Source organism: Streptomyces sp. Mut1, assembly GCF_030719295.1.
GTDB lineage: Bacteria > Actinomycetota > Actinomycetes > Streptomycetales > Streptomycetaceae > Streptomyces > Streptomyces castrisilvae.
On sequence record NZ_CP120997.1, the window covers coordinates 1,178,411 to 1,199,914 of the forward strand.

The 21,504-nt window shown below is 69.2% G+C and carries 18 protein-coding genes; 5 read left to right on the forward strand and 13 right to left on the reverse strand.

All coding sequences use genetic code 11. From position 1 onward, the window contains the following. Positions 1–42: 42 nt before the first annotated feature. On the forward strand, positions 43–258 hold the full coding sequence (locus tag P8A18_RS04845) for a DUF1918 domain-containing protein (RefSeq protein WP_136204415.1): 216 nt from the start codon (positions 43–45) through the stop codon (positions 256–258). A 63-nt stretch (positions 259–321) separates the two neighbouring features. Here P8A18_RS04845 and P8A18_RS04850 read toward each other — a convergent pair whose 3' ends face one another. Further along, a complete protein-coding gene (locus P8A18_RS04850; RefSeq protein WP_445978189.1) occupies positions 322–1,602 on the reverse strand; it encodes a glycoside hydrolase family 10-like protein in 1,281 nt (426 codons plus the stop codon). Positions 1,603–1,790: 188 nt separating this feature from the next. Between P8A18_RS04850 and P8A18_RS04855 the strand changes: the two genes are divergently transcribed. Next, positions 1,791–2,648, forward strand: a complete 858-nt coding sequence (locus tag P8A18_RS04855) for a 3-hydroxybutyryl-CoA dehydrogenase (protein WP_306052017.1) — start codon at positions 1,791–1,793, stop codon at positions 2,646–2,648. 176 nt (positions 2,649–2,824) lie between these two features. On the opposite strand, the gene P8A18_RS04860 is transcribed toward P8A18_RS04855, so the two are convergent. The 12 genes from P8A18_RS04860 to P8A18_RS04915 all read right to left on the reverse strand — a co-directional run bounded on the left by P8A18_RS04860 (position 2,825) and on the right by P8A18_RS04915 (position 18,017). Continuing rightward, entirely contained in the window at positions 2,825–3,109 is a 285-nt protein-coding gene (locus P8A18_RS04860) for a PqqD family protein (protein ID WP_306052019.1), read from the reverse strand. After that, positions 3,109–3,897 (reverse strand): nucleotidyltransferase family protein, encoded by a 789-nt coding sequence (locus P8A18_RS04865; protein ID WP_306052021.1) that lies wholly within the window; start codon positions 3,895–3,897, stop codon positions 3,109–3,111. Before P8A18_RS04865 ends, P8A18_RS04860 begins: the two co-directional genes overlap by 1 nt. Beyond that, positions 3,894–4,658 carry a CPBP family glutamic-type intramembrane protease gene (locus tag P8A18_RS04870; RefSeq protein ID WP_306052024.1) on the reverse strand — a complete coding sequence of 255 codons (765 nt, stop codon included), beginning with the start codon at positions 4,656–4,658 and terminating at the stop codon, positions 3,894–3,896. The genes P8A18_RS04865 and P8A18_RS04870 overlap by 4 nt, the downstream gene beginning before the upstream one ends. Before the next feature lie 20 nt (positions 4,659–4,678). After that, positions 4,679–6,889, reverse strand: a complete 2,211-nt coding sequence (gene asnB / locus P8A18_RS04875; protein WP_306052026.1) for an asparagine synthase (glutamine-hydrolyzing) — start codon at positions 6,887–6,889, stop codon at positions 4,679–4,681. 67 nt (positions 6,890–6,956) lie between these two features. Then, positions 6,957–8,243 carry an MFS transporter gene (locus P8A18_RS04880; protein ID WP_306052028.1) on the reverse strand — a complete coding sequence of 429 codons (1,287 nt, stop codon included), beginning with the start codon at positions 8,241–8,243 and terminating at the stop codon, positions 6,957–6,959. Positions 8,244–8,266: 23 nt separating this feature from the next. After that, positions 8,267–9,088 carry a nucleoside/nucleotide kinase family protein gene (locus tag P8A18_RS04885; protein WP_306052030.1) on the reverse strand — a complete coding sequence of 274 codons (822 nt, stop codon included), beginning with the start codon at positions 9,086–9,088 and terminating at the stop codon, positions 8,267–8,269. Between the two features lie 168 nt (positions 9,089–9,256). After that, on the reverse strand, positions 9,257–10,075 hold the full coding sequence (locus P8A18_RS04890; protein ID WP_306052032.1) for an Sden_1164 family protein: 819 nt from the start codon (positions 10,073–10,075) through the stop codon (positions 9,257–9,259). After that, on the reverse strand, positions 10,072–12,348 hold the full coding sequence (locus P8A18_RS04895; protein ID WP_371933638.1) for an FAD/NAD(P)-binding protein: 2,277 nt from the start codon (positions 12,346–12,348) through the stop codon (positions 10,072–10,074). Before P8A18_RS04895 ends, P8A18_RS04890 begins: the two co-directional genes overlap by 4 nt. Before the next feature lie 92 nt (positions 12,349–12,440). Then, the gene (locus P8A18_RS04900) at positions 12,441–14,120 is read right to left on the reverse strand and encodes an Sden_1168 family B12-binding radical SAM P-methyltransferase (protein WP_306052034.1); all 1,680 of its coding nucleotides are present in this window, start codon (positions 14,118–14,120) and stop codon (positions 12,441–12,443) included. Then, positions 14,117–15,274, reverse strand: coding sequence for a pyridoxal-phosphate-dependent aminotransferase family protein (locus tag P8A18_RS04905; protein ID WP_306052036.1), 1,158 nt, complete (start codon positions 15,272–15,274; stop codon positions 14,117–14,119). The genes P8A18_RS04900 and P8A18_RS04905 overlap by 4 nt, the downstream gene beginning before the upstream one ends. Next, positions 15,271–16,398, reverse strand: coding sequence for a phosphonopyruvate decarboxylase (gene aepY, locus P8A18_RS04910; protein ID WP_306052038.1), 1,128 nt, complete (start codon positions 16,396–16,398; stop codon positions 15,271–15,273). The genes P8A18_RS04905 and aepY overlap by 4 nt, the downstream gene beginning before the upstream one ends. Then, positions 16,395–18,017: an isocitrate lyase/phosphoenolpyruvate mutase family protein gene (locus P8A18_RS04915; protein WP_306052040.1), complete on the reverse strand. Its 1,623-nt coding sequence runs from the start codon at positions 18,015–18,017 to the stop codon at positions 16,395–16,397. Before P8A18_RS04915 ends, aepY begins: the two co-directional genes overlap by 4 nt. A gap of 462 nt (positions 18,018–18,479) precedes the next feature. Here P8A18_RS04915 and P8A18_RS04920 point away from each other — a divergent pair, with 462 nt between their 5' ends. Genes P8A18_RS04920 through P8A18_RS04930 form a run of 3 tightly spaced genes read left to right on the forward strand, consistent with a single transcriptional unit; the run spans position 18,480 to position 21,498 of the window. After that, positions 18,480–19,133, forward strand: coding sequence for a pyridoxine/pyridoxamine 5'-phosphate oxidase (locus tag P8A18_RS04920; RefSeq protein WP_306052042.1), 654 nt, complete (start codon positions 18,480–18,482; stop codon positions 19,131–19,133). After that, positions 19,130–20,653 (forward strand): sulfatase-like hydrolase/transferase, encoded by a 1,524-nt coding sequence (locus tag P8A18_RS04925; protein WP_306052044.1) that lies wholly within the window; start codon positions 19,130–19,132, stop codon positions 20,651–20,653. Before P8A18_RS04920 ends, P8A18_RS04925 begins: the two co-directional genes overlap by 4 nt. Then, entirely contained in the window at positions 20,650–21,498 is an 849-nt protein-coding gene (locus tag P8A18_RS04930; RefSeq protein ID WP_306052046.1) for an amino acid kinase family protein, read from the forward strand. The genes P8A18_RS04925 and P8A18_RS04930 overlap by 4 nt, the downstream gene beginning before the upstream one ends. The last annotated feature ends 6 nt before the right edge of the window (positions 21,499–21,504 follow it).

Consider the following 21,504-nt stretch of genomic DNA (forward strand, 5'->3'; position numbering starts at 1 on the left):
ACTGGCGGCAACGGCACGCCACCCGTGAGGAGGTCACTCCCGATGGAGGCACACACGGGCGACCGGCTGCTGACGCACGGCAGGACCGTGGGACAGCACGACCGGGTCGCGGAGATCGTCGAAGTCCTCGGGGACGGGGGCACTCCCCCGTACCGCGTCCGCTTCGACGACGGACACGAACATCTGCTCGCACCGGGCCCCGACACGGTCGTCCAGCACACCGGCTGCGCGTCCGGCCGGGACGCGGACATCACGTAGGCCCGCTGTCCGGACCGGCCCGCGAGCCGGGCCCGATCCAGACGAAGAACCCTGGCGGAACCGTCAGCGCGGCGGCCGCGCCCGTGAGCGGTAGTGGTCGGCGACCACCCGGTCCAGCGCGCCGATCCGGTCCGTGACCACGCTCTTCGCCGAGAAGTAGGCGTGGCCGCGGACCTGGTCGTGCCGGGCCGCCAGGACGATGTGGTGCGACAGCTCCGCCGGGTCCTGCCAGGCTGCGGGCTGGGCCGGGTCGCCGCACTTGTAGAGCGCCTCGCCGATGAAGAGGTCGACGCCCGTGCCGCGTACGGCCTCGGACCACCAGGGCACGAGCACGGCGTAGTCGGCCGCCGGGTAGCCGATGTTCCAGTAGAGCTGGGGGCAGATGTAGTCGATCCAGCCCTTCTTGATCCAGCCCCGGGTGTCGGCGTACAGGTCGTCGTACGTCTCCACACCCGCCCTGGTGTCCGAGCCGGCCGGGTCCGTGGCGGCGTTGCGCCAGACGCCGAAGGGGCTGATCCCGAACCGGACGCCGGGCTTGAGCGCCTTGACGCGTTCGGCGGTCTCGCGTACCAGCTGGTCCGTGTTGTCGCGCCGCCAGGCGGCCCTGTCCGGGAAGCCCGCGCCGTACTTCTCGTAGGCGGCGCCGTCCGCGAAGGTCTCGCCGGCCACCGGATACGGGTAGAAGTAGTCGTCCCAGTGCACCGCGTCGATGTCGTAGCGGCGGACCGCGTCGAGCATCGCGTCCCGCACGAAGGCGCGGACCTCGGGCAGCCCCGGGTTGTAGTACAGCTTGCCGCCGTAGGGCAGGACCCAGTCGGGGTGGCGCCGGGCCGGGTGGCTCGCGGTCAGCTTCGAGAGGTCCGTGTGGTTGGCCACCCGGTACGGGTTGAACCAGGCGTGCAGTTCGAGCCCCCGGCTGTGCGCCTCCTGGACCGCGGTGCCCAGCGGGTCCCAGCCGGGGTCCTTGCCCTGCACCCCCGTCAGGCACTGGGCCCACGGTTCGTACGCGGAGGGCCACAGCGCGTCGGCGGACGGGCGGACCTGGAGGATCACCGCGTTCAGCTTCCGCTCGACGGCCCGGTCGAGGTACGCGATCAGCTCGGCCCGCTGCGCGGCGGCGGACAGCCCGGCCTTCGACGGCCAGTCGGTGTTGGCGATGGTCGCCACCCACATGCCGCGCAGCTCGCGCCGCACCACGTCCCGCCGGCCGGCCGGTCCCGGGCGGGCCTGTTCCCGCCGGGGCGTCGCGACGGCGGCGTCACCGGCCACGGCCGCCGCCCCCGCCACCCCGGCGACCGTCCCGGCCGCACCGGTCACCCAACCCCTTCGGGTCACTCCTCGCATCGCCCCGCACCTGCCCCTTCTTCGCACTCGTTCATATGCCCGCAATCCGGGCGCAGGTCCGAGCATGCCCGCCCCGGCCCGCGATCCCCGGCAGGCGACGGAGTAACGTCGTGGAGTCGTGGTGGAGCCCGGAATCAGACGGAAGCCGCCGAACGGAGAACATCGAGAGGCACGAGGTGACGGACTCTATGGCCGACATTGCACGCGTCGGAGTGGTGGGCTGCGGCCAGATGGGCGCCGGCATCGCGGAGGTCTGCGCCCGCAGCGGCCTGGACGTCAAGGTGGCCGAGACTACCGGCGAGGCGCTGGAGATCGGCCGCACCCGGCTCCACAACTCCCTGTCGAAGGCGGCGGAGCGCGGCAAGATCACCGCGGCGGAGCGCGACGAGACGCTGGACCGCCTCAGCTTCACCACCGACCTCGGCGAGTTCGCCGACCGTGACCTCGTCATCGAGGCCGTCGTGGAGAACGAGCAGGTCAAGACCGAGATCTTCCAGGTCCTCGACCAGGTGGTGACCCGCCCGGACGCGATCCTCGCCTCCAACACCTCCTCGATCCCGCTGGTGAAGCTGGCCGTCGCCACCTCCCGGCCGGACCAGGTCATCGGCATCCACTTCTTCAACCCGGCGCCCGTGCAGAAGCTCGTCGAACTGATCCCCGCGCTCACCACCTCGGACGAGACGATCGCACGTTCCGAGGCCGTGGTGCAGGACATACTGGGCAAGCACCCGATCCGCGCCCAGGACCGCTCCGGCTTCGTCGTCAACGCACTGCTGATCCCTTACCTCCTCTCCGCGATCCGGATGTTCGAGTCGGGCATCGCCAGCCGCGAGGACATCGACAACGGCATGGAGATGGGCTGCGCCCACCCGATGGGCCCGCTCAAGCTCGCGGACCTGATCGGCCTGGACACCGTGGCCTCCGTCGCCGACTCGATGTACGCCGAATACAAGGAGCCCCTGTACGCCGCTCCCCCGCTCCTCCAGCGCATGGTGGACGCGGGGCGGCTGGGGCGCAAGACGGGGTCGGGGTTCTACCCGTACTGACCGTCCTACCGACAGGCCCGGCGCTGATGCCGCCGGGCCTGTCGGAGCGCGTTGCCCGAGGTCCGACCCATGTGTGGCCCGTAATTCCTCGTCTCCCGCTGCCGGCCCAGTGCAGTGTCACAGCGCTGAGGAGCAGCGGTGTGGGTGGTCGTGACCGAGATCTCGGGCCTTCTGCGTCAGGCCAGGGTGATGACGCTGCTGGCCGCTAGTTCGACGATGACCTCGGCCGTGTCTTCGACTGCGGTCTGCTCGTCCACCTCGTACTCCGCGGCAAGCAGACGGCCGATCTGGGCGACCGTGTTGCTTCCGTCGATCTGCTTCCAGATGAACGCGGCCGTCTCGGAGAGCTCGAAGGCCTGGGTGGGGCCGGCGATCATCATCTGCCCCCGGACATTGCGGACCCGGGCATCGAGCCTGCGGGTGGGGACCGATGCGTGGACGTTCTGCTGAGTGTCGGACATCAGACGGATACCTCCATGGATACGTGCTGGCAAAGGCGGAGTGCCTCCTCGACCCAGGCGCGGGGCGCCGAAGGGTCGAACGATTGCATCGTCTCGATCGCCCAGTACTGGTCGAAGGTGACGATCGTGGGGTCGGCGGTGCGGAAGCGCCGGGCCCGCCACTTCGCGTTCTGGCCGTACTCGCCTTCGAAGGCGAGCAAGGCGTCCATCGCGTAGCCGAAGGCGATCTTCACGGAGAGCACGGAGCTCTCCACGTCGCCTGCTTCGAGCTGTCCGACGACATCCTGGGTGTAGGTGTCGACGCTGTTCAGGGCTCGGGCGACCATGACCGACCGCAGACCGGAGTCGGCCAGCTGCTTTTGACGGCTCCCGAGCCAGTCCGCCCCGGTGAGCGGATACGCGTAGGAAAGCCGCTCCAGGAAGTCCAGCTCGTCGGTGGACAGACGGCGACCGACCTCCTGGGTCCCTTCCAGTACCGACCAGTCGACCTTGGATATCACCTGCTGGATCTGATCGGTGCGCCAGTACTCGATGTCCCAGCGCCGGCCATCGACGTACTTGATCTCCACCGGGAGGGTGTCCGGCTCCAACGGCACCTGGACGTACACCGCCGTCTCGCTGCGGTAGTCCTCCTCCGTAATGACGTAGATGTCCACGTCGCTCAGTGCGTTTCCCCAGCCGCGGACCAGTGAGCCACTGATGTAGACGCTGCGGCAGGCGGCCGGGAGAACCCCCAGCTCCTGCAACTGCTCCAGGGAGGCCAGCGAGGCCCCTGGCAGGTCGGTCATGGTGTTCCTCCTTCGTCGTGCTCCCGCTGGAGCTCGAAGACGATCGATGGCGCGTTGTTGACCACGTGCGCGACCAGCGCAGGCAGGATCGAGCCGGAAGCCACGGTGAGGCCCAGCAGCACGGCCGCGGCACTCACTTCGGTCACGGTCGCCCGTGCCGAGCCGCGCCGATTGGCGCCAGGTGCGATGTGGTGCCGGGCGACGAAGGCCGCGGCGGCGAGGAGGCCCAGCGGCCCGGCGGCGACTGCGGGGGCCGCCAGGTACGTCCCTCGGAACACCACCTCCTCGCCGGTCGGTGAAAGCAGGCTGGTCGTCACTCGGGCCAGCGCCTGCGGCCGAGGGGTCGGCCCGTACAGGAAGGCCAGATCGCCGGAGACCAGCGCGCGAAGGTTCATCCCGCCCAGCAGGACGAGCGCGATGCCCGCGGCGGAGCCCAGCGGGTACCACCACCACGCGGGCGAGTCGCCGAACCAGGACGGGCCGGACACGACAGCGAGGACAGCGGCCCCGACCGGCACCACCATTCCGGCCGAGGTCTCGGCCCAGAAGCTCGGTCCGCTGCGTCGGCGGCGCGGCACCCGCCACGGCAGCCCGACGAGAACGGTCTCGATCCCTACGGCTACGCCTGCCCACCGGAGGGAACCACCCTGACCCCAGAGTGCTGTCGCGTAGGCGAGCACGCAGGCAGCGGCCGCGGTTCGCCCGCCGTCCAGCTTCCACGCCTTCCAGTCGAATGTCGGATCCGGACCGGCCTGGGTCATCCGAGTCCGCTCATCGGCCGTCACCGTGCCACGTCCGCAGGTTCGCCGAGCCGGACCAGCCCGGCGAGTAGGGCCTCGTCGAGCGGCTCCTGGACGTCCTTCAGCGTGCAGTCGACCGCCGCGAGGATCTCCTTGAGCGACCGAACCCCGTCAACGGCCCGCAGCACGGCCAGCCAGGGCGCCGACTCCTGAGGATCGACCAGGTACTCGATGGCCCCGTCGACCAGGATCAGCCACCCGTCGTCGAGCGCCGGAGCGTGGGCGATGAGTACCTCGGGAGCGAGGGCCAAAACCCGGTCCGGATCGATGTCGGTACCCGGCGCGGCGCTGAACCTGGCAGCGAGCTGGTCCGCCGATGCGTCCCAGTCCTCGACCGGCAGCGCCGTCGGGACGGTGTACGAGTGCTGGACGGGAGGGGCCGGCAGGTCGGTGGCCATGGTTTCCAGCAGGCCGAGGTTGACCAGCCTGAGCAGGAAGTCGACGTGTGCTGATTCGGAGTCCGCCTCCAGGCGCCGCAGTGTGGCGCGGGCCGCGTCCGCGGAGATATATGTCCGGGCGCCGGGAGCCGCCAGTGCCTCTTCCAGGAGCGCGTCCCCGTTTTGGGCGAGCATGGAGACCATGGTGGTGAAGGCATGGCGGCGGCCCTCCCCGTAGAAGAAGGGGACCTTGGGCCGGTCCGCCAGGACCGGGTCCACCAGATCTGCCACGGCCAGGCGCAGGATGCGCTTGTCGAGAAGCAGCGCCGGGCGGCGGTGCCGGGGGATGGTCGCGAGCAGATCGACCAGCCGGTGATCGAGGAACGGGACCCGGGTTTCGATGCCGCTGCCGGATGCGGTGCGGTCCTCGTGCCAGCAGTTGTACTGCTGTAGATCGCGGTATTTGCTGGAGGTGTACGCGGCGTACGGGTCATCGAGTGCGTAGCGGCCATCGGCGGTCAGGGCGCGATCGGAGACGAGCGGGAGCTCGGAGTGTTCCCACCAGGCAGCGAGTTCCGGACGGTCGATCATTGCGCGGCGCCGGGCCATCTGCCGAAGGCTCTCCTCATGGTCCGCCCAGTCCCCTCCGCCCAGCCCGACCGAATAGCCGCCGTTGAACTCGTCGCTGCCCTGGCCCACCAGGACGACCTTGAGGTCCGGGCGGGCGGCGCGGGCATAGCGGTGCAGGCCCGCTTTGTAGAACTGCTCCGGACCGCACAGCGGTGTTTCCAGCAGCCAGAGCAGTTGCTTCCACTCCTCGGCGGTGGGGATGTCCTGCGTGCCGAAGAGCACCTGGTGGTTGGTGAGTCCCAGCGAGGCGGCTGCCCGGTGGGCGTGTTCGGCGTCGCCGTTGACGAGGGTGCTCCCGCTGAGGACGGTGAACGTCTGCAACGAGGCCGTGCGTGCGGCTAGTGCGGCGATCGCTACGGAGTCGATCCCGCCGCTCAGGAACAGGCCCACCTCGGCGTCGGCCGTCATGTGCTCGGCCACCGACGAGGCCAGCAACTCGCGGTAGGCGGCGGCGAACTCGTTGTCGGAGGCGTCCGAGTCGCCACCCGGGGTCGGGAGTTGCCAGTACCGGTGGGTGCGAGTGCGTCCGTTCGCCAACTCGATCTCCAGGACGGTGCCGGCCGGGACCTGCTCAATGCCCTGGAACCAGCTGGTCGGTGGCGCGCCGGAGAGAGTAGGGGTGGCCGAGAGCATCGGATCGGCGAGAGCTGCGGCCCAGTCGATTCCGCGTGGAGTGCCGGGATCGGAGAAGAGCGCCTTGATCTCGGAGCCGAAGACCATCCGGGTCCCGTCGCGGTGGAGGTAGAGCGGCTTGATACCGAAGCGGTCCCGTCCCAGGAGCAGGGTGCCGCGGGTGCGGTCCCAGAGGGCGAAGGCGAACATCCCGCGGACCTCAGCCAGGAAGTCCAAGCCGCGGGCCTGGTAGAGGTGCAGCAGCACCTCGCAGTCGGATCCGGTGCGCGGTCGGACGCCGGGAAGACCTGCCAGTAATTCCCGGTGGTTGTAGATCTCGCCGTTGGCGATCAGCACGATTGAGCCGTCCGGGCTGGTCAACGGCTGGGCACCGCCGGCTGGGTCGATCACCGACAACCGGCGGAACGCCAGCCCGACCGGGCCGTCCAGCAGGAGCTGTTCGTCGTCGGGCCCCCGGTGGGCGATGGCAGCGGCCATCTTGAGCAGAGTGCCCCTGGTCTCCGGCGGTAGGGCTGTCCCGCTGGTGCTGATGACACCGGCCAGGCCGCACATGATGATGACCTCTCTCCGAACTTGCTGTGCTGATGCTTTGGGGTCAAACCGGCTTCCCGCGGACGGTTCAGGAGGGTCTGGCCGCTTCGGCGTCGGCCCGGGTGACCGTGCGCAGTGGCGTGAGCCCGGCAGCCAGGAAGACGAGCAGGCCGCCGATCGAGCCGATCACCAGGGCCAGCTTCGGGGAGGCGGCGCTCGCCAGCGCCCCGCCGGCCAGGGCACCGAGGGTGGCCCCGCTCCAGGCAGTGGTGCGCAGGGCGCTGCGCAGTCGGCCGAGCATTTCGGGCGGGGTGCGGCTCTGGCGCAGCGAGGTCGCGGTGGTGTTGTACACAACGATGCCCATCCCGGTGAACGTGCCGCCGACTCCGGCCAGCAGCCCGGCAACCCAGCCGTCACCCCAAGGCAGCAGAAGCCCGCCGAACAGGCAGGCGGTGGGAAAGGCCCACAGGGCAGTGGCGGGGGACCGGTCCGCGAGCCGACCGGTGAGTGCGGCGCCGATCACGCCGCCGATTCCGGAGACCGCGAAGACGATACTGACCCCGGTGGTGCCCAGGCCCGCCTCGTGGACCAGGTGCGGGACGAGGACGGCCGTCGTACCGGTGGCGAAGAAGTTGTAGCTCGCGGAGACGCCGGCCAGAATCAGCAGCAGCTTCTCGCCCTTCAGGAAGCGCAGGCCTTCGAGGATGTCCAGTCGGATCGGGCGCCGGGAAGTACCGGGCTCCGCAGTGCGGCGGGCCTCGGGTACGGGAACCAGAAGGGCACCCAGCGCGCTGGCGAGATAGGTGACCGCATCGACGGCCATCGCATATGGCGCTGTGAGCACCCCGATCAGCACGCTGGCGACGGTCGGGCCGGCGACCTGGGCCACCGAGTCGGTACCGTTCAGGCGGGCGTTGCCCCAGTTCAGTTGGGTGCGGTCCAGAACGAGCGGGACGAACGCGAAGAGTGCCAGGTCGAAGAACATGGTCAGGGCGGACACCCCGAACGCGACGGCTACGAGCAGGCCGAGCGAAAGCAGGTCCAAGGCCGCCGCAATGGGGATCAGCGCGACCAGTACGCACCTCAGCAGACTCGCCGCGATCAGGATCGGGCGTCGTCGCCAGCGGTCGACCCAGGCTCCGGCGTGCAGCCCGAAACCGAGGTAGCAAAACCCCTCCGCGGCGGTCAGCAGGCCGACCTGCCAGGCGGGGGCGTGCAGCACGACCACGGCGATCAGGGGTAGCGCGACATGGCTGATCCGGGTGCCGAAGGCGCTCGCGGCCTCGCCTGCCCACAGCCGGTTGAAGTACCGCTTGGCACGCCGCGACACCTCATCGACGTCGGGTTCGGAACCTTCTTCTGTGGTGGCGGTCATGCGTGCGATTCTCCGGAGGGAGGCTAGTGGCGGTGGTGTTCGGCCTGCTCGACGAGGCCGACCAAATCGGCGACGATCCGGGGCACGGGGCGGGTGGAATCGAGGGTCGGCCAGTGGTTGCGTTCTGCCCAGCGGTCCAGCTGATCCGAGATCGCGCGTTGGTGGGTGAGGAACGAGTCCCTGCTGCAGGCCGGGTCCATCCCGCACTCGTAGGGGACGAGGTCGCCCTGCTTGCGCTGCCAGGCCAAGGTGAGGTCAAGGCCGAGCCGTACGGTCAGATGTGCCGTCGGAACTCCCGCGACCAGGGCCTCGACCCATTCCGGGTCAAGGCCGTAGGCGATCTCGCCGGCGGCATGCTTCATCCAGTAGCCGTCAACGACCACGATTTCCCCGGGCTCCTCACGGGCGCCTTCCAACGCCATGGCCATCGACCAGATGAGAAACAGCAGGCGGGATGTTCCGGGCATGTCGGCGATACAGGTACGAATATCCTTGATGTCATGGCTCAGGAATCGTGCTGCTGGATACCGGGAATCGGCTACGATATCCCACCGATCGACCGTGCGGGCCCGGTACCCACGCGCGTTCAACTCGGCGACGAATGCGCGGGTGACGGTCGATTTACCGACCCCGTCGGTGCCAGTGAGTGCCAGCAGCACGGATTCCCCTTTCAGGCGGCGACTGTCGGGTCGCCACGCCTCGGCGACCCGACAGCCTTGTGTCACGCGACGTTCGAGAGAACAGAACCGAAGCTGACCTTCTTGACCTGCGGCTTGATGTACTTCTTCATTTTTCTTCACCTCCCCCCCAAGTGGATTCCCCGCTTGATTCAGAATGGCGGACAAGTTGAGATTATCTGCCATCAAATCTGCGGACGTCAATCATTCTTGCAGACCGCCATTGCAGCGCGTCAATAGATTTCATCATTCGACCACATGCGGAGGCGAACCCGTTTTCGGGAATGCCAAAATGGCGGGCCGACACCCAGGGCGACGCGAAGGACATATGTGGATTCAGCGGGTGAAGGCCATGGCGTCACGTTCCAGAATTGCCGGGAAGAGGACATCTTGTACGTGCTGGTAATCCGCCGGGAAGTCGCATTCGGAGAAGAGCAGGGAGCCGGGGAGCTGGGCAGCCGGTAGCCGCCCCAGCGTGAAGAGGTACTGCCAGACCTCCTCGTGCTCGGAGAGCCGGCCGCCGAAGCCGTAGGGGCGGACAGCCGGGGGCTCGCCGACGATCCACCGGGTCACGTCGGCTGCCGAGACGGTGCCTGCGGCATCCAGCAGGATCAGGCCGAGGCTCTCGCCGAGCAGTTCGAGGTCGCGTGTCATACCACTGTCGAGACCCTTGCCGATCAGGACGGGTTCGTCGGCCGATCGCCCGTAGACCCGCACTTCCTCTCCGTCGCCGTTCACTCGGTCGATGGTCAGCAACTGGGACCCGTCGAGTGCCCTGACGTGGTCCATCAGCAAGCGTTCGTAGACCACGTCCGCATCCGTCACCAGCGTCCGGGCGCCGTGCGGGCGCCAGCGCAGCAGGGACTGCAGGCCCGCGAGCATGCTGACGCTGGATCCTGTGGTCCCCTGACCCGAGTCGATCACGACCAGTTCGACGAGGTCGTCCGCAAGGGCCTCGAAGGCCGCCCGGTTGGCGGAGCCGACCACCAGGAAGACCCGCTCGGTACCGATGGCCCGGAAGAGCTCCAGGTTGCGGCTCAGGAAGGTGGGCCCGGCCGGGTCGTCCGGCCGTAGCGGGAGCAGCGCCTTCGGGCCTGTCACGGCCCCCATCCGGCGGTTCTCACCGGCGGCGAGCACGACGACGCTTTCGATCACGACAGCACACCTTCGGGTCGGGAAGCGGGGAGGCGAGGCTGCGAGCGGAGGTGATGTGCCCGGAATCCGGACCGGAAGCCTTGGAGCCAGACGAGCACATCGCGCATCACATGGTGGTTCTGGTCCGGTCGCAGGGCGCCGAGTTGGAAGAACATCGCGCCTTCGGACGGCGGACCGAGCGCCGTGATCCGCCGCTCCTCCGTCCCGTCGGCCCGGACCGGGTGGAACTCCGGAGTCAGGTCGATCCCACCGGGCTCGAAGCTGCTGCCGTCGGCCGAGGTGTTGCGCCAGATCCTGATCAGCCCACGTTCGAGCAGCCTCCGATAGAGCGGCAGGACGTCCCTGCGAGGGTCGAAGGCGTGGACCCGGGCGTCCACCAGAGTGTCCACCAGCCGCGAGGCGCCTGTGCGCGGGCCGGACACCAGGAACTTTCCGGAGCTCTCGTCGGGGGTCACCCTGGCGTCCGGGCCCGTGCCGATGTCCAGCAGGCCGTGCCGGACCAGGGCAAGGATCTTCTCCATCACCTCGCGGGCGGCACCGTTGGCCAACTTGTTGTGGTGGCGCATGTAACGCTCCAGGAACAGCCGGTGCGACCGCGCCGTGAGACCCGCGTCGTCGATGGCGTGGCCCAGGACCTGGCGCAGGTCGCGCCAGACACCGTCCGCCGCAGCCTTCGCCGGGTTGTCGAGATTCCCCTGCGCGGCCCACAGGTGGTCCACAGCCATGAACTCCTCGAACCGCCGCCGGTACTCCTCGGGGGTGGCAAACTCACACGCGCCCAGCGGGTCGGTGAGCCACGCCCAGTCGAAGCGGTTGCCCCGCACGCTCTCCTCCAGCCGCCAGGGCGAGCGCAGGCCGGCCGACACGGAAGACAGCTCGCCGGGGTCGCCGAGCGCGGCGAGCACCTGCTGCCGGCCCTCGGGGCCGAAGACGACCTGCGCCCAGCGGGCCAGCGCCTCCTCCAGCGGCCAGTCATCACCCGCGTGTGTCTCACCGGTTGTGGCGGAACCGGAGAGGATCTTCTCCAGCAGTGCGGTCAGCTCGTCGACCGCGGCTTCCAACGGGGCCAGCAGATCGTTGCGTCCGCCGTCGAGGAACAACCGGTAGCCGGGCGCCACCCGCTCGGTGAGGACAGCCGCCGTGCCCGGCCCGAAGAGCGTCGCGTAGTGCAGATGCGCCATCTCCAGCAGCACCAGCGGGAGGACATCCGGCTCGAAGTCGAGCTGGCGTCCGACCGTGCCGCCCCCGCGGGGGGCGGGCGTGCCGACCGCATCACGCAGCCGGTCCAGCGCCTCGACGGTCAAAAAGACACCCCGGTGCTCCAGCCGCGCCAGGTCCTGCTCCTTGTCGTTGTGCGGCCGGGCGTAGGTGAACACTCCCGTCGGGCTGAACGCGACGATGGCGGCCGGCTCGGCGCCGCTCGACCGGTAGGTCAAGGTGTCGTCGGGTCCTTGCTCGAAGCGTCCACCGCGCCCCTCGGTGAGGTGCAGGATCTCGTCGATGGCGGTCAGGCCCATGCCGGCGCAGGCCACCACCCGGTCCGGCCCCGAAACGGCTTCGGGCAGCGCCTGGTCCAGGGGGTAGGCGTACGGGATGTAGTGGGCGCCGGTGCGGCGGGCGAAGTCGGTGAACTCCGCCGGAGCGCCGCCGGTCGTCGGGTCGGTGTGCGAGTGTCCGGTGAGCAGCAGGACCTCGTCACAGTCGTACTCACCGCCATCCGCGGTCCTGAGCCGCAGCGCCCGGCCCTGCTCGGCCACGTCCACTACCTCGGTGGCGTGCAGCTCCACCACAGCGCCGGGACGGCTCCGCAGGTCGGCGACGAAGGCCGCGAAGCGGTCGCTCAGCGCCAGCCCGTGGACGTACCGCTTGGGCCAGTCGGCAGGCCGGAGATCGAAGTCCGGATGCCCGGTCTCAGCAAACCTCTGTCGGCACCACTCGTAGAGGGTCGGCCGCTCGCTGAGCGGCCGCAACGGGCCCGCGTCAAGAACACTCTCGTCGGCCGCGAACCCGATCTGAGCCGATATCCGGTTCAGGAAACTGGTGGTCGGCTGGGACCAGCTGTGCACTCGCCCCGCTCCGAACTCCCCGCCCCGGTCGAAGACATGAACCTCCAGTCTGCGGTCTGCCGAGGTCTCGGCGGCAGCCGAAAGCCGCTCCATGACATAGGTCGCGCTGGGTCCGGCCCCGACCAGGGCCAGGCGGTACGGCCCAGCTGCGCAGTCCCCCGGACCGCCTGCCGCCCCTGCGGCCCGACCTGGTGTAGACGTGGCCAATGGTCACCCCTCTGCTGCGATAGACGTGTTCCGCTCGGCGGAGCACACCGGAGTAAGCGGACCGCCCCGTCGACCGGTCCGGTGTCGGGCTATCAGCCGGGCACCCGGCCGCCCACGTCGATGATGGTGGCGGTGATGGCGGAGGCTGATCCCACACAGATCCGTGCCATCCGCTCCTTGTGCTCCCGGTACTTGCGCTCCCAGGCCACCGGGTCGCGCTCGTAGATGCTGCGGTTGTAGCGCGTCAGGAAGTCCTCGACGAGCTCTTCCAACCGTGCTGCCTCGATGCTGGTGAGCCGCAGCGTGGAACGGGCCGTGTCGATGTGCAAGGCGCCCTGGTAGGTGATGGTCCCGTTGCTGACCGCCCGCTCGAAAAGCTCGGACCCCGGGATCGCCTGCGCGATGAAGACGTTGATGGAGTGGAAGGGGAGCTGCTCGACGTACTCGAAGCCCTCCTCGATCTGCGCCTCGGTCTCGCCCGGCATGCCGACCACCAGAGTGCCGTGCATCAGCACACCCAGGTTGTCCAGGTAGGCCATCAGGTCCGGCACCTTGGTCAGGTCCACGGGCTTGCGGTGCTGCTCCTTGAGTGTCTCGGCGCTGCCACTGTCGAGGGAAAGGGTGATCTGGTACAGCCCGGACGCCACCATGCGGTCGACCAGTGGGGCGCTCAGGGTGTTCACCATGATGCCGTTGGGGGTGCACCAAGGCAGTTGGAGCGCCGTCATCCTCTCGAAGAGCTCGGTGGCACGCTTGCGGTCAAAGGTCAGGTTGTCGTCGGCGAACTGCACCTCGTCCACGCCGAAGGCGTCCTTGTAGTACTGGATTTCAGCGATCACGCTGTCGACCGACCGGGCGATGTACCTCTTCGAGAAGTTCGTGCTGGCGCAGAACGTGCAGCCCACCGGGCAGCCACGGGAGGTGTAGAGCTGCATCACGCGTTTGCCCCGCGGGTACGGGGAGAACGGCACGTTGTGGGCGAAGTACCGCTCCATCGGGACCTTGTGGTACGCGGGGAAGGGCAGCGCGTCGAGATCGGTGACGCGCGCGAACTGCGGGTTCGCGAAGACCTTGCCTTGGTGCCAGCCGGCCAGGCCGTCGGCGCTGATGTCGATCTTCCCGTCGGCGAGGTTGCGCAGGAAGTCGCCGAGCCGGATCTCGCCCTCGCCTCGCAGCACGTAGTCAATGAACGGCGTGCCGTCCGCAACCGCGTCCTGAAGGAACCGCCGGGCGTAGATGCTGGCGTGCAGACCGCCGGCGATGACCATCGTCTGCGGCCGGACCTCCTTGACGATCTGTGCGTATCGGTAGAGATTTTGCAGGTCGGACGAGTAGATCATCGTGAAGCCGACGACCTCGAAGTCGTTCTCGGCGATGTACGCGCGAAACCTCTCCTCGGACATCCCGAGGTTCCAGACGCCTTCGGCGACCGGGGTCTCCTCATCGATCCCCTCGACGATGCAGTCCAGGATGGAGATGTCGATCCCCTCCTGCTCCAGCGCACCGGCGATGTAGCACAGGCCCAGCGGTGGGACGACGCGCTTCACCGCGCCCTCGTACACGCACATCGGTGGCAGCACCAGCAGTGTGCGGGGAGTCCGGCCGAGCGGCTCGCGGACGTCGATCAGCCGGGTGTCCGGGCGGGGCTTGCGGACTCTCGCCGTCTCATCCTTCTCCGCCAGGTAGAGGCGCAGCGGACTGTCCTGCGGAAGGTGGTCGTCCAGCTTGTTCTGACGGACTCGTAGATCCTGGTCGGCGTTCGGCTCGGTCACTTGCCCTCCCGATCGGCTCTCACGTGCTCGGTCCGTACGGCGGTGGTGGTGCCCAGAAGACGGCCCAGCGCGGCGAGGAAGCCCTCGATGTCCTGCTCGGTCATCCGACCCATCGTGGACAGCCGGAAGAAGTCGCGCGCCAACTGCTCCTGAGCGGCGTAGATCACGAAGCCCTCGGCGCGCAGGGCCCGGTGGAGTTCCGGGTAGCCGACGCCCTGCGGGAGACGGACGGCGGTCAGACCCAGCGATCTGTGTTCGGGGGGCAGCAGCAGGCGCAGGCCGAGATCCTCCAAACCCTGCCTGAGCCGCGCGGCGAGCGCCTGGTAGCGCTTCCCGCGGGCGGCCACCCCCTCTGCCAGCATCAGCTCCAGCGCGGTGTCGAAGGCGTAGAAGGCAGGCACCCCCGGGGTGAAGGCCGGTGACTGGGCGTGCTCCTGGGCGGTGTAGTGCCGGTGGAGGTCCAGCGAGTAGCTCCGGCGCGGCTCGGGGCCGAGCGCTGCGAAGGCGTCGTGCCGTGCGCAGACGAAGCCCAGGCCGGGCATCCCCTCAAGGTTCTTGTTGGCTGATCCGGCGACCCAGTCGAGGCCGTCGCCGACGATGTCGAGCGGCTCGGCGCCGACGCTGCTGACCGCGTCAACGATCACCTTCCGGCCGTACCGGTGCGCCACCCGGGCGACTGCCGCGACGTCGTTCAGCATGCCGGTACTGGTTTCGTGGTGCACCACCGTGATGAATCCGAGCGACGTGTCGGCGGCCAGTGCCGCTTCCACGGAAGCGAGGTCGATTGGGACGCCCCAGCCGAGCTCCAGGTGTTGGACCGCGATTTTGTGGATCGCAGCGATGTCGTGCATCCGGCGGCCGTAGTGGCCGTTGTCGATGGCGAGCACACCGCTGTCCGCCGGAGGGACGGACGCGATCAGGGCCTCGACAGCGGAGGTACCGGACCCCGTCAGAACGACGCTGGTGAACTCCTCGGTTCCGCCGCACACTTGGGTGATCCGGGTGCGAACGCGGCCCATCAGCTCGGCGAACTCGATCTCTCGGTGGCACAAGTCGGGCCCGCAGAGGGCGGCGCGGACGCGCTCGTCCGCGAGTACCGGGCCGGGGTTCATGAGTACCAGGCGCCGTGCCGCGGGGCCTGTGGGCGAGGTCATGACGAAACCGCCTGCCGAAATCTGGACGCCACCTCGGGCGGGGTGAGAGCGGGCCGGCCGAGTGCCGGGTCGGATCCGGGTCGGATGCGAACGCGGATCAGATGCGGGCCCGCCTGCGCGGCGCAGCGGGTCACCGCGTCGCGCAGCTGCGTGGCCTGGTTCACGTCGGCGGTCGTGCGGTAGCCGCAGGCCTTGGCAACCGCGCAGAAGTCCAGCCCGCCGGAGACCGTGGGTTGACCGCCGGTGGACTCGTACACGGCGTTGTCGAGCACGATGTGCAGCAGGTTGCCGGGAGCCTGGTGGCCAATGGTGGCCATCGCCTCCAGGCGCATCAAGGCCGCGCCGTCGCCGTCCAGCACGACGACCTCCCGGTCGGGGGCGTTCAGGGCGACCCCGAGACCGATACTGGCGGCGCATCCCATCGAGCCGACCACGTACAGATTGCCTGGCCGGTCCCTGTCCCGTTCCAGCTCGCGGGCCGTCTTTCCGGTGGTTGCCACGAGCAGCGCGTCCTGGCCCACCGAGTCGACAGTCAGACCGATCGTCTCGGCCCGCGACATCAGGCGCGGGTCCGACGCCGGAGCTGGCCCCGCCCGGTGCGGCGCGAGGGCTCCCTTGGGCACGATGAAGGCGTACGGGCTGCCCGTGCGGTCCATGTGCCCGGTGGCTCGGTCGAGTGCCGGCCCCAGCTCGGCCGCATCGGCGGGAAACATCTCGTGGCCGATCTCCATCGTGGAGAGCAGGTCGGGGGTGATCCGGCCCATCAGCTGGTGCTGGGGTTCGTCCGGGAGGCCGGGTTCGCCGCGCCAGGTCACCAGCAGGAGCACCGGAAGCCGAAAAGTCTGGCAGAGCGAGGTAAGGGGGTTGACCGCGTTGCCGAGGCCTGAGTTCTGCAGGATGACCACCGGCCGTCGGCCCGCCAGGCGGGCGCCCGCCGCGATGGCCACCGCCTCTCCCTCGTTGGCCGCGGTGAGGTAACTGTCGGGGTGTTGCGCCTGGAGGACGCTGATCAGCGGTCCGAGGAAGGAACAGGGAACACCCGCGAACGGGCCGAACCCGGAGTCGAGCATGGTCCGGGCCACGGTGGCACTGTCGAGCGAGCCACGCGTCTTCGTGGTGCTCACCGCGTCTGACCGGTGAGCAGCAGCTCGGCCCGCCGCACGTCCTCTTCGTTCCTGAGCTCGGCCCAGCCGGAGGCAATCTCCACGGCGTCGACCGTCCAGCCCGCGTTGATCAGGTCGGACAGGAGCACCGCCAGGCCGGGCTCTCCGTCGGCCTCGGCGTGCCGCTTCTCGGCGGCCTCGCGCAGGGCCGCCCAGCCCTTGCCCGAGAAGGCGGCGATCCCGGTGAACTCGCCGTCACCGGGGCCGGTACCGAATCCGGTGACGCTGTTGCTGCGGGTCCCCTTGAGTCGCCGGCCCAGCACGGCCCCTGCTGCCATCGTCACCGATGTCCGGCTGTCCCCGGGGTCACCGGACGCGGCGGAGACGTCGATCAGTGCCGCGATGTCGCGCCCGTCGGCGACGAGTTGGAGCAGCGGCTCCGGGTCGAACAGCAGGTCGGGGGCGACTACGAGGGTATGGCCGTGGAAGTCCGGTGCGGCGCTCAGAACCACCTCCGCAGTGGCTGGCGCTTCCAGCCCTGGTGTGTGGACCAGGGTGACGCCTGCGGGATGGACGTCCCCGCCGTCGCGGCCGGTGACAACGGTGATGTTGTCGATGCCGGCGCGCCGGAGGGATCCGCACTGGAGTTCGGTGACGGTGCGGCCGTCGACGCCGGATCCGCCGGGCAGGTCGCTTCCAACGGCCAAAACGGCTCGCAGGCGACGGCCTGCCCTGCTGAGGAAGCGCTCCTCCGCCTGCTGCAGCGCGGCCATCCCCTGGAGATCGAAGACGGTGGCAAGCTCGGCGATGCGTGTCTCGATACCGCTGGTGCGGCCATCTCGCAAGATGGCCTCGAATGTCTCGCTCACTGCCGTGATCGACGCCCTCAGACCATGGTTCGCGTAGATCACCAGCTTCGCACCGGCTGCGGAAAGCTCCTCAGCGGTGATGGTGTGATAAGTGGTGGGGACAACAACGACGGGCAGTCGCTGCTGCCATTGACGCAGGAACTCCAGGACAGGTTCCGGGGATTCACCTTTCGCGTGGATGAGGACCGCGTCCGCGCCGGCCTCGGCATACGCCTCTGCCCTGCGCAGCGCTTCGTCCAGGCCCCAGCCGGCCACCAGGGCCTCGACCCGGGCGATCACCATCAGATCCGGTCCCACCTGGGCGCTCTTGGCTGCGGCGATCTTGCCGGCGAACTCGGTGATCGGTGCCAGCTCCTGGCGGCCGGGTATGAAGCTGTTCATCTTGGGGAACCGCTTGTCCTCGATCGAGACCGCAGCGATACCGGCCGCCTCGTACCGGCGGACCATGTGCATGACATTGTTCGCGTTGCCGTAACCGGCGTCGCAGTCGGCGACCACCGGAACGGCCACAGCGGCAGCCATCGACCTCGCCACTTCGAGAAGTTCGGTCATGGTGAGAATGTCCGCGTCAGGCAGAGCGTGCGAGGCGGACACCTCCAGACCGCTCGACCAGACACCGTCGAACCCGGCTCGCTCGGCGAGGCGTGCGCCGAGAGCGTTGTGCGCCCCCACGATCCTCACCGGACCGGGACGTTCGAACAGCGCCCGGAGTTGGGCGGCCCCGCCGACCCGGTGCCCCGGGGTCTGGGCAAGGACGTTTTCGGCACGCATCGCTGTAGGACCCCCGGGACCTCAGTCAGTCGACGAATCCCGGAGCCGGCGCCCGGGTGGTTTGGAGACTGCCCCGACGCCATTGTCCTGGGCGAGGTGGGACCGGAGCCTCCGCAGCCGGTGCCACTCTCAGCAGTTAAGCACAGGATTCCGGCCGTACGGCCGGTGATCAGGACTTGACCGAAAAGCATCCAACTACCCTTGACACGCGGGGGACTTGGCATTCCGGCAGCCCGCGCGGATCACCCCTGAACAGCGATCTGCCGTGGATGCAATGCGCATGACGGATCACCGTCCGGACGCCCCACCGTGATTGGCTCCATGTGCAGACATGTCCGCGATGGCGGACTCCGAAATGGTGAGACCTACCGGCGAGATCCAGCCGGTCGCAGCACCAACTGCACGGCCGGGCAAGTGATATGACCGGAGCGGTTGCCGTTTCGGGCCGGTAGCGTGGCCGCCGTGAGCGAGAAGACACGCAACCAGTTCAGGGCGCTCCAGGTCTTCGCGGACCTGGAGCCGTCGGGATTCACCATCGAGGACCTGCCGGCCAATCCGCTGCGGGCCCTGGAGGAGTGGATCCTCTCGGCAGCCGAGGCCGGGCAGGCTGAGCCCCACGCCATGACCCTGTGCACCGTCGACGCCGACGGGACGCCGTCCAGCCGGGTGCTGCTCTGCAAGGACATCGACGACGAGCGGCTCTACTTCGCCACCCACTCGGACAGCCGCAAGGGCCAGGAGATCGCCCGGAACCCGCGTGTCGCCGTCCAGTTCCACTGGCCGACGGTGGGCCGCCAACTGCGCATTGTCGGGGACGCCGAGGCGACCGGGCAAGCCGACAGCCGGCGGGACTTCGCCGAGCGCGGTCGCGGCTCGCGGCTCTCCGCGCACCTGCACAGGCCCACCCCGCCGGCGGACCGGGACGAGGTCCTGTCCGAGTACGCACGGCTGTCCGCGTCGTACCCCGACGAGGTGCCCTACTTGCCGAGTTGGACCCTCTACGGCATCCGGCCGAACGAACTGGAGTTCTGGGAGGCCAGCCCGGACCGCATCCACACCCGGGTGATCTATCGGCGCGAAGCGGGCGGCTGGCAGACCGAGTACCTCTGGCCGTGACTGACCGGACCGCAACGCCACACCGCCGCAACGTCCTGCTGATCGTCGCGGACCAGCTCCGCGCAGACGCGTTGGGCTGCTACGGCGCCCTCCACGCACGAACCCCGCACCTGGACGCGCTGGCCGCCAGAGGTACGCGCTTCGAGCGGCACTACTCCGTGACCGCGCCGTGCGGGCCCGCCCGCGCGTCCCTGCTCACCGGTGTCTACCAGTCGATCCACCGCGTGGTAAGCAACCGTACCCGCGCCGACGACACGCGGCCGAACCTGGCGACCGCACTTGCCCCGGCCGGCATTGCTTCCCATGTCGTCGGCTACACCGACACCGTAGCCGAGGGGACATCGGGCGACGCCGAGACCGTCCCCAGGGGATTCAACTGGCATACCAGGTTCAACCTCAACCGTGCAGGGCTGCGCTCATGGCTCGACCAACTGGCCTCGCACGGGCAGCTGGTGCCCGACGACCCGATGGACGTGCTGCTCCCCGCGCCGGGCAGCCGCAACCTCGCCCGTTACCCGGCCGAGCTCAGCGACACCGCCTTCGTTGCCGACCGCACCATTGCCTGCATGACCGGACTGCAGGACCAACCCTGGCTCATCCTGGCGACGTTCCTGCGCCCGCATCCACCCTGGGTGGCGCCGTTCCCCTACGATCGGCTGCACGACCCGGCCGATATGGCGGCCCCTCTCCGGGCAGCGAGCCCGGCGGAGGAGGGCAGACGCCATCCCTTCCTGCGCCACTGGGTCGGGCGTGACGTACCGGACACCGCTCCCGCAGACCTGACCGCGGAAGCCATCGCCGCGCACCGGGCGACCTACTTCGGGCTGGTGAGCGAGGTGGACCATCACGTCGGACGGATCCTCGCCGCCCTGGAGAACCTCGGCCGAGCGCACGACACTCTCGTCGTGGTCACCGCCGACCACGGCGACACACTCGGCGATCACTGGAGCCTTGGGACGGGAGGCTTCCGGGAGACCGCCTACCGGGTGCCCCTGATTGTCGCCGCCCCCGACCGACGAGCCGCCGCGGCAGTGACCGCTCCCACAGAATCGGTGGACGTCGCGCCGACCGTACTCGACTGGGCTCGGGCGCCGGCACTGCCGTGGAGCAGCGGGCACTCGCTTCTTCCGCTCCTGTCCGACCCGGCGGAACGCACGCCATGGCCCCGATCCGAGATCGTCCACGAATTCGATTTCCGCGACCCGGTGGACCACATTCCGGAACGGGTGATGAGCCTCAGCCCACAGGAGTGCAACCTCGCGGTCCTGCGCGGACCGCGCTTCACCTACGTCCACTTTCCGGCACAACGGCCCCTGCTTTTCGATCAGTTGATGGACCCGGGGGAATGCCGGAACCTCGCCGAACTACCGCAGTACGGGCAGGTGCTGGCCGACTGCGCCCGCCGCCTGCTGGACCATCGGATGCGGCACGTCGACCAGGCGCGTACAGATCTTGTCGCCACGGCCGCACCGGCCACGGGCAATGGCCCCGCCCCGAGTCCTCCCAGGAGAGTCACATGACCCCGGCCACCGCTGACCCGTCGGACCTGCCGAATTTCCTGATCCTCAAAATCGGCGGGGGGCTGTTCTCCGTCAAGAGTCGCGACCACGACATCGACCACGACGCCGTCGCTGGTTACGTCAGGCAGGTCGCGGACCTGGCCGCGGCGGCGCCCGGCCGAATGGTGCTCATTTCGGGTGGAGGGTCCTACGGCCATGGAGCGGTGCGTCATCTGGATCCGGAGGATCCATGGGCAGCCCTCCCCCTCACCGGTGCCAACGCCGAGTTGCGCTGGATCTGGACCACAGCCCTCCAGCGGGCCGGAGCACGGGCATTCCCCGTCCAACTGGCAGCCGCCGCCGTGCTGGAGGAGGGCGGTGCGGTCGTCGGTGTCGGCAGCCTCCAGCGCCTCCTGGCCACCGGATCGCTGCCCGTACTCACCGGCGACTGCCTTCCCCACCCTGACGGCTCCTTGCGCGTAATCGGCAGCGACCACGTGCCGTCCGCGCTGCTCGGACTGTCGGCGGGCTCGGTCCGGGTCGCCATGCTCACCGACGTGGACGGTGTGCTCGACGACGGGCGGACCATCCCGTGGATCGATCCACGCGCGACCGGGCCCGCTCGCGAGGCCCTGCGGGTTGCACCCGACTGGGACACCACCGGGGCGATGGCCGGCAAGCTCGACGCCGTCCTCGACTGTGCCCGGCGCGGTGCCGAGTGCCTGATCCTGCGCGGTGACCCCGATCAGCCCGATCTGCGGCACCTGCTCCGCCCGGTGTCCGAATGGCCCGCACAGCTCCGGCACACCCGGATCGCCCCCAGCGAGCCGACGACCGGGCAACGGGTGGACGCAGTGCCCGCTTGACGACGC